We start from the raw sequence: 7,570 nt of genomic DNA, 5'->3' as shown, positions 1-7,570 counted from the left end.
CACCCTCTCCCCGACCCTCTCCCACAAGTGGGCGAGGGGGAAAAGCGGGGCGTGGCGCTGGCTTTTTGCCGGATTGTCTGTGGCTGAATTCATAAGGGTTCGCCTCCCGGCAATTCAAGCACCGTATCAGCAGGATGAGATCCCGCCTTGCCCACTTGCCCCTCGCCTTGCCCCCACTTCGCGATAGCCTCGGCCAGTTCATCCTTCTTCACCGGCTTGGCCAGATAGTCATCCATCCCGACCCCAATGCATTTTTCGCGGTCGCCGGTCATGGCGTTGGAGGTCATGGCGATGATCGGAACGTCATGGTTGAGGACCTTCGAGTCGGCGTTACGGATCATCGCCGTCGCTTCAAAACCGTCCATCTCCGGCATCTGGCAGTCCATCAGCACCAGACCGTAGTCGATCAGTTCCAGCGCGTGGACCGCTTCCAGTCCGCTGGCCACGACATCCACTTTATAGCCCAGTTTGTTCAGTAGCATCTGCGCGACTTTCTGGTTGTCGGCATGGTCATCCGCCAGCAGGATATGAAGACTCTTTTTGGCCGCTTCGGCAACGGTGTGGCGGGTGACGATGCCATTTTTTCGCTATCTTGTCTGCTTCTACCGCTTCTTCCAGCGCCCGCGCCAGAACAATCGCCAGACAATCATGAAGCTGCGACTGGCGAACCGGTTTGGCCAGGTAGCCGACAAAGCCGATCTGTTCCAGCGCCGCCGCATCACCACGCTGACCCATGGAGGTCATCATCACCATCAAGGTTGATTCGAACCGGGCGTCGGCCTTGATCCGGCGGCCAAGTTCGCGGCCGTCCATGACGGGCATCTGCTGGTCAAGCAGGGCGATACGGAAGGGATTGTTCTGCTCTGCCGCGGCCTGCAGCAGCCTGAGCGCTGTTTCCCCGCCTTCGGCTGTTTCGAACTGGCAGCCCCAACTGTCCAAGAATGCCGCCATCAGCTTGCGGTTGCTGGCGTTGTCGTCAACCACCAGAATCCGCGCGCTGCTGATGTCTGTGTTTAGCGGCGCTTGGCGTTGCGGCGCACCCCCTGTTTGCTTCTCGAAGCGGGCGGTGAACCAGAAGCGAGAGCCTTTGCCAGCCTCGCTCAGTACGCCGATTTCCCCGCCCATCAGCCCGGCCAGTTGCTTGCTGATGGCCAGGCCGAGACCGGTGCCGCCGTATTTGCGGGTGGTCGAGCCGTCCACCTGGGTGAAGGGGCTGAAGATGGCCGCCAGCTGATCCGCCGGTATGCCGATGCCGGTATCCTGAATCTCGAAGCGGATGACGACGAAAGCGTCGGCTGCGGAAGCGAGCGCCGCGCCGATGACCACTTCGCCGGCGGGGGTGAATTTGATGGCATTGCCGACCAGGTTGGTGATGACCTGGCGCAGCCTTCCCGGATCGCCTTTCAGATATAGCGGTACGTCGGGATCGATCCGGCAGACCAGTTCCAGCCCGGCATCGTGTGCGCGCAAGGCGAGCAGGTCGGTGGTGTCTTCCAGCGTGGTTTGCAGGTCGAAGTCGAGGACTTCAATGTCCAGCTTGCCGGCCTCGATCTTCGAGAAATCGAGGATGTCGTTGATCAGCGCGAGCAGGTTTTCACCGCTCATGCGGACAATTTCGGCAAATTCGCGCTGTTCGTCGCTCAGTTCGGTTTCCAGCAGCAGGCCGGTCATGCCGATGACGCCGTTCATCGGCGTGCGGATCTCGTGGCTCATGGTGGCCAGAAAGGCGCTCTTGGTCTGGTTGGCGGCTTCGGCCATATCCCTGGCCTGATACAGTTCTTTCTCGATCCGCTTGCGCTCGGTGATGTCGGCGAAGGTGACGACGGCGCCACGGATTTCTCCGTTTTTGAAGAAAGGATAAGACGAGTATTCGGCGGGGAAGGCGGTTCCGTTTTTCCGCCACAGCACCTCGTTGTCCACCCGGTAGCCGGTTCCCGTTAGTTTGGCGCGGAAAATGGGGCAATCTGCGACCGGATAGTGTGAGCCGTCGGCATGGCTATGGTGGATGAGATCGTGCATATTCTTGCCGAGACATTCCCCGAACTGGAAGCCCAAGGCATTCAAGCCCGACGTGTTGATGAAGGTGCAGCACCCGTCTACGTCAATGCCATAGATGCCCTGGTTGGTGGTCTGCAGCAGTTGGCTGACGAGTTCTTCACTTTCACGCAGCACCTGCTCATGGCGAAGCACTGCTCGCAAGTAAAGCACGATCACCGAAACGGCCACGATCAGCAGGCTGCCGGCGGCAGCGATCAGGAAGAAGAGCCTGTTCCTTTCGCTGTCGAGGCGCAGCAGTTCGCTCAAGGGATGTATCGAGTGAATGGTTATGGCGTCTTCTACCAGTTCCTTGTGGGCCAGGATTGCCGGCGCATCGCTGCCCCCGATACGCACCGCGGCTGGAAATCGCCCGTTGCCCCAGGGCACGATTGCCAGCGGGGCCAACGCTTTGCGTCCATATTGCATCAGCGTTTGCTCTTCGGACAGTTTGGCCACCGAGGTTTCCGGAAGCGTCTGGAATTCGAGTTGTTTGTCCGGTGCCAGGACGATCACCCCATTGGCGTCGGAGATGATCGCATTGGATGGATTGGTCAGGTAGCGCAACTTTTCGATGTCCCGCTTGGCGACGGCGACGCCGATGAAGCGGCCGTTGTCGAAGACCGGGGCGGAATAGAAGAGGCCGGGAATCTTGCTTTTGCGCCCCACGGCATACTGATGGCCGCGCTGCCCGGCGCGTGCCTGCTGAAAATAATCGCGGTCGCCGTAGTTGGTGCCGACAAAGCTGATGGACGTGTCGGCGTTACTGGCGGCAATGCAATCCCCCGCGGCATTGAGCAGCCAAACCACATCGGCCTTGAGGCTGGTGGCAGTGATGCCGAGCGAGGCATTCAGCTCGCCGAGCTTCTGGTCCTGGGTCCAGAGCTGCTTGCGTTGCTCGTAAGCCAGTGCCGAGGGCAAGGCCTCGGCACCGAAGGGGAGCAGTGCCTCACGGGTGTCCTTGTCGCGCGCGACGACCAGCGAAACGGCCTTGAGCAGTTCGATGCTTTCGTTGATGTTGCCGGCCACCTGCTCCACTTGCTGCCTGGCGACTTGGGCTTCCTGCTGGTAAAAGGTGCTGCCCAGGCGGTTGTAGTAATAATCCGCCCCCAGCCACGAGACACAGCCCCAGATGACAATCAACAGTCCGATGAATTTATATGACCGCCACAGCGATAACATGCGGGTTCTCCCGATGCGGTTGGAAACGAGGGTCATAACGACAAGCCATACTCGGAGAATTGCGGAATGGCAATGGAAAGGATGGAAAGGATGGAAATGCCCGCCAGCACAGGTTCATCCTAGAAAAAGCAGTTCGTCCACGAAAAACACCAAAAGCACGAAAAGAATCAAGGAGATAATAAGCTGAAGATCGCCACCCAAAGGGTGAATAGAGAAAATACATCAAGCTGTTGATTTTGTTCGTGTCTTTCGTGATTTTCGTGGATAGACTGAGGTTTTTAGGTTCATGGAAACCCGTGTCGACCAGGCTGCTTTTCGGCGTGGGCGCTGCAGGAGGAAGAATATCCAGCATCGAGGTGGCAGTTTTTTATCGGACGGAACCGGTCGCTTGTAACTTTATCACTTTAGTAATGTTTCTCTGACAAAAATACCAGGAATTATTTGGCTGCCTGTGGCCTTGACCAGATGACAAGAATCCCGAATTTTCCGCGGCGAGCCCTGCGACTACGCACCTGTGCCGGAACCAGCCTGCGCGGCAGGCAGGACGGGCATCTTCAACACGGAGAGGTTGTGAAAATATCAAGAATCCACCGCAGAGGCGCAAAGGCGCAGAGGAAGCGCAGAGGAACCCCATTGTTTTTAAAGGTTTTCTCTGCGGAACCTTTGCGGCTCTGCGCCTCTGCGGTGGGTGTTCAAGAATTTTTTCACAGCCTCTGACGCCGTAGAAGACAGTGTTCATGCGCTTCTCGAGGCTGGTACTGCGCAGTGCGTGGATGGCGTCGCGTTGCGAACAAGCAACTGCGCGAACGTCGACTAGCGTAAACTGGTCGATTGTCGAAACAGAAAGCCGCCCGCCATGTCCCGTCCTACCCTGAAGCTGCCAACCAGACCTGCCACTCCGCGCGCCGATGACGGAGCGCGAGCGCCTTCCCGCAAGCCGGTCCGTGGCGGCTTTGTTGCCCCGAAACAGTCTGTCGAGCAACGCTCCGGCAAGGTCGCGGCCAAAGCAGCGCTGGCGCCTGCCGAAACGAATCAAAGATACAGCGACAAGCCGCGCTTCAATCAAGACGCCCCGCGAGCGCCGGCACCCGTGGTGAAGCAGGCAATGTTCGAAACAACCGACCGGAACAAGGAAACGCGACAACGGCGTGAAGCACGCACGCCGGATTTGCCCAAAGCCTATCCAAAACGTGGCATTGCGCGCAGCACCGGCGCCCGCGCGCTCCCTCCGGCGCGGATTTACGATGAGCATGCACCCCGGAAGGAACCCGAGCTGGTCCGTTCCGCACCGATATCGCCACCAGCTTTTCCACCGGTTTTGTCACCGGATTTGTCACCAGATTTGTCACCACCCGCGCCACAGGCGGCTGCAGCAAAGACGGTGCGGCGACCGCTTAACGAACCGCCTCGCCTGTCCAAACGCGTCAGCGAAATGGCAATGTGCTCGCGCCGCGCGGCGGACGAGTGGATCGAAAACGGCTGGGTCCGCGTCGATGGCGTGGTGGTCACCACGCTCGGCACCCGGGCACACCCCAACGCGCAGATCGAAATCAGGGAAGAGGCCGGCAAGCACCAGACGGAGAGCGTGACCATCGTGCTCAACAAGCCGCTCGACAAGGATTCAGTTCAGGAAGATGGCGGTGCTGAAGGCGCATTGCAACTGATTCGCCCGGAGAATCGCTGGCTGGAAGACGAGAACCGCATGAATTTCAAGGCCACCCATCTGCGCGGGCTGGCGCAGGCCGGGAAGCTCGACGCCGAGTCGACCGGCATGCTGGTGTTCACGCAGGAGGGCAGTGTGGCGCGCCGCATTACCGGCGACGATACGCGGCTGGAAAAGGAATACATGGTGCGCGTGGAAGGCGAACTCTCGCCGGCAGGCATGAAGCTGCTCAACCATGGCCTTGAACTCGACGAGGTCAAGCTGAAGCGCGCGCAAGTGTCCTGGCAAAACGAGCAGCAACTGCGTTTTGTCCTGCACGAAAGCAGGAAAAGGCAGATTCAGCGGATGTGCGAACTGGTCGGCCTGCACGTAGTCAGTATCAAACGCATCCGCATCGGCAGCGTCTCGCTCGGCAAGCTACCCGCCGGCCAGTGGCGCTACCTGCGCGACAACGAACGCTTTTAGCAAGGCCTGAGAGCCCGTGAAAATATCAAGAATCCATGGCCCGAGGCTTTGAATTAATTTTCACAAGCACCCAAGACCGTCATTCCGGCGAAGGCCGGAATCTGACCAAAGGGAATGCAGAGCCAGTATGTACCTCTGATATGAATGAAAACAATCAGATAGACGAACTGGACCCCGGCCTTCGCCGGGGTGACGAGCAAGGAAATTAGGCTGAAATGAATTTTTCACAACCTCTCAGAGGTGTTCAGGCAATTTTTTTTCAACCTCAGAGAATGGCATCTCCTGCCGCTTCCGGGCTTTCCTACTGCCCGGTCAACAGCAGTTTCAAATCGCTGACAATGGCGTCGACCGGGGCATCGTCCTTGACGTAGAGCCGGATTCTCCCGGCCGGGTCGAACACGTAGGCGCCAGCCGAGTGATCGATCACGTAACCCATGCCCGCGCTGCTCTGGCTGCGGGCATAGAACACCTTGAACTCGCGCGCCACAGCTTCGGTGGCCGCCGTGTCGCCGTACAGGCCGATGAACGATGGATCGAACCACGGCACATAGGCGGCGAGCTTTTCCGGGGTGTCGCGCTCGGGGTCGATGGTGACGAAGAGCACCTGCACGTGGCCGGCATAGCGGCCGAGCTGCTTCATCACTTCTGCATAGCGCGCCAGGGTCGTCGGGCAGACATCCGGGCACGAGGTGTAGCCAAAGAAGATAACCACGGCCTGACCCTGAAAGTCGGCCAGCGTTCTCGCTTTCCCGTGGTGATCATTGAGCGCCAGCGAACGTCCGAACTCCGCTCCGCTGATGTCGGTGTTGCGAAACACTGCCGGCGCCCGCTCGCTGCAAGCGGCCAGTCCAATAACCAATATCGTGATGAGTACCCGCCACATGGATCACCTCAAAAAAAAACCAATGTCAATGAACTTTTAAAAAAAACAAACGTCAATAAAAATATTATCGATGCGGCAAATTGTCGCACCTTCCGTAACTTCAGCAGGGTGAAAGGAGAGAACTTGAGCATACCAAAATACCCCGACCAAGGTGCCAACCTGGCACTTTCTGCGTCCTTTTGCATAACTCGCTCCCTGCTCGCCTTGTTTGCCGGGCTGTTGCCTGCCCTTGCCCATGCTGATTTCAGTTGGAACTTCCCGAAGCCGGTAACGCCGATCGGACGCAACACGCTGGACTTGCACAACGAGTTCATGATCATCATCACCATCCTGTTTGTCGTGGTGTTCGCGATCATGATCTATTCGATGGTAAAGCATCGCAAGAGCGTCGGCCATGAACCCGCCAGTTTCTCCGGCCCGACCGGACGGGTGCAATGGATCTGGGCGCTGGTGCCCTTCGCCATCCTGATTTTCATCGACTATGTGCTGATGGGCATCCCGGCCTACTACGCCGTAATCGAAATGGAAGACACCAAGACCAAGGCTGACATGGTGCTCAAGGTCACCGGCATGCAATGGAAGTGGCAGTACGAATACCCGGACTCGGGCATCAAGTTCATCAGCACGTTGACCACACCGCGCGAGCAGGTCGCCAACCAGGATGCCAAGGGCGAAAACTACCTGCTCGAAGTTGATAATCCCGTCGTTCTGCCGGTCGGCAAGAAGGTGCGCGTTCTGCTGACCTCGACCGACGTCATCCACACCTGGTGGGTGCCGCAGTTCGCGGTCAAGCGCGATGCGATCCCCGGATTCCTGCGCGAAACCTGGGTCAAGATCGAGGAACCCGGCATTTATCGCGGGCAATGCGCCGAACTGTGCGGCAAGGATCACGGCTTCATGCCGGTGGTCGTGCAGGCGCTGCCCGAACCCGAATATCTGGCCTGGGTGGAGAAGAAGAAGGCCGAGCAGGCAGCCAGTGCCGCCGGATCGGACAAGACCTGGAGCCGCGACGAACTGATGGCCGCCGGCAAGGGCGTCTACGAAAAGCAATGCGTGGTCTGCCACCAGCCGAACGGACAGGGAATGCCGCCCGCCTTCCCGGCGCTCACCGGCAGCAAGATCGTCACCGGTGCGCTACTGTCGCCGGAAGGCAAGCTGCTCAAGGACAGCCATGTCGATCGCGTCATGAACGGCAAGGATGGCACCGCCATGCAGGCGTTCAAGAACACGCTGTCCGACAGCGAACTCGCGGCGGTCATCACCTTTGAACGCAATGCCCTGGGCAATGCGCAGGGTGATCTGATCCAGCCGGCCCAGATCAAGGCATTGCGATAGGAGACCCA

Annotated in this window: 5 protein-coding genes; 2 read left to right on the top strand and 3 right to left on the bottom strand. The window is 58.8% G+C overall.

Annotated features, from left to right (window positions below; genetic code table 11):
* Nucleotides 1–89: 89 nt before the first annotated feature.
* Both ACOYNV_RS13710 and ACOYNV_RS13705 read right to left on the bottom strand, forming a co-directional pair.
* Nucleotides 90–482, bottom strand: a complete 393-nt coding sequence (locus ACOYNV_RS13710; protein WP_422900345.1) for a response regulator — start codon at nt 480–482, stop codon at nt 90–92.
* A 28-nt stretch (nt 483–510) separates the two neighbouring features.
* Nucleotides 511–3,216: an ATP-binding protein gene (locus ACOYNV_RS13705; RefSeq protein WP_422900344.1), complete on the bottom strand. Its 2,706-nt coding sequence runs from the start codon at nt 3,214–3,216 to the stop codon at nt 511–513.
* A gap of 856 nt (nt 3,217–4,072) precedes the next feature.
* Here ACOYNV_RS13705 and ACOYNV_RS13700 point away from each other — a divergent pair.
* A complete protein-coding gene (locus ACOYNV_RS13700) occupies nt 4,073–5,344 on the top strand; it encodes a pseudouridine synthase (RefSeq protein WP_422900343.1) in 1,272 nt (423 codons plus the stop codon).
* A 301-nt stretch (nt 5,345–5,645) separates the two neighbouring features.
* Here the strand turns inward: ACOYNV_RS13700 and ACOYNV_RS13695 are convergent, their stop codons facing one another.
* Nucleotides 5,646–6,227, bottom strand: a complete 582-nt coding sequence (locus ACOYNV_RS13695) for an SCO family protein (RefSeq protein ID WP_422900342.1) — start codon at nt 6,225–6,227, stop codon at nt 5,646–5,648.
* A gap of 123 nt (nt 6,228–6,350) precedes the next feature.
* Here ACOYNV_RS13695 and coxB point away from each other — a divergent pair, with 123 nt between their 5' ends.
* Nucleotides 6,351–7,562 (top strand): cytochrome c oxidase subunit II, encoded by a 1,212-nt coding sequence (gene coxB / locus ACOYNV_RS13690; protein ID WP_422900341.1) that lies wholly within the window; start codon nt 6,351–6,353, stop codon nt 7,560–7,562.
* Nucleotides 7,563–7,570 lie beyond the last annotated feature (8 nt).

The sequence above is a fragment of the Propionivibrio sp. genome (assembly GCF_049316945.1).
In the GTDB taxonomy this organism is placed as follows: domain Bacteria; phylum Pseudomonadota; class Gammaproteobacteria; order Burkholderiales; family Rhodocyclaceae; genus Propionivibrio.
This window is presented reverse-complemented; position numbering and strand designations above follow the sequence as displayed.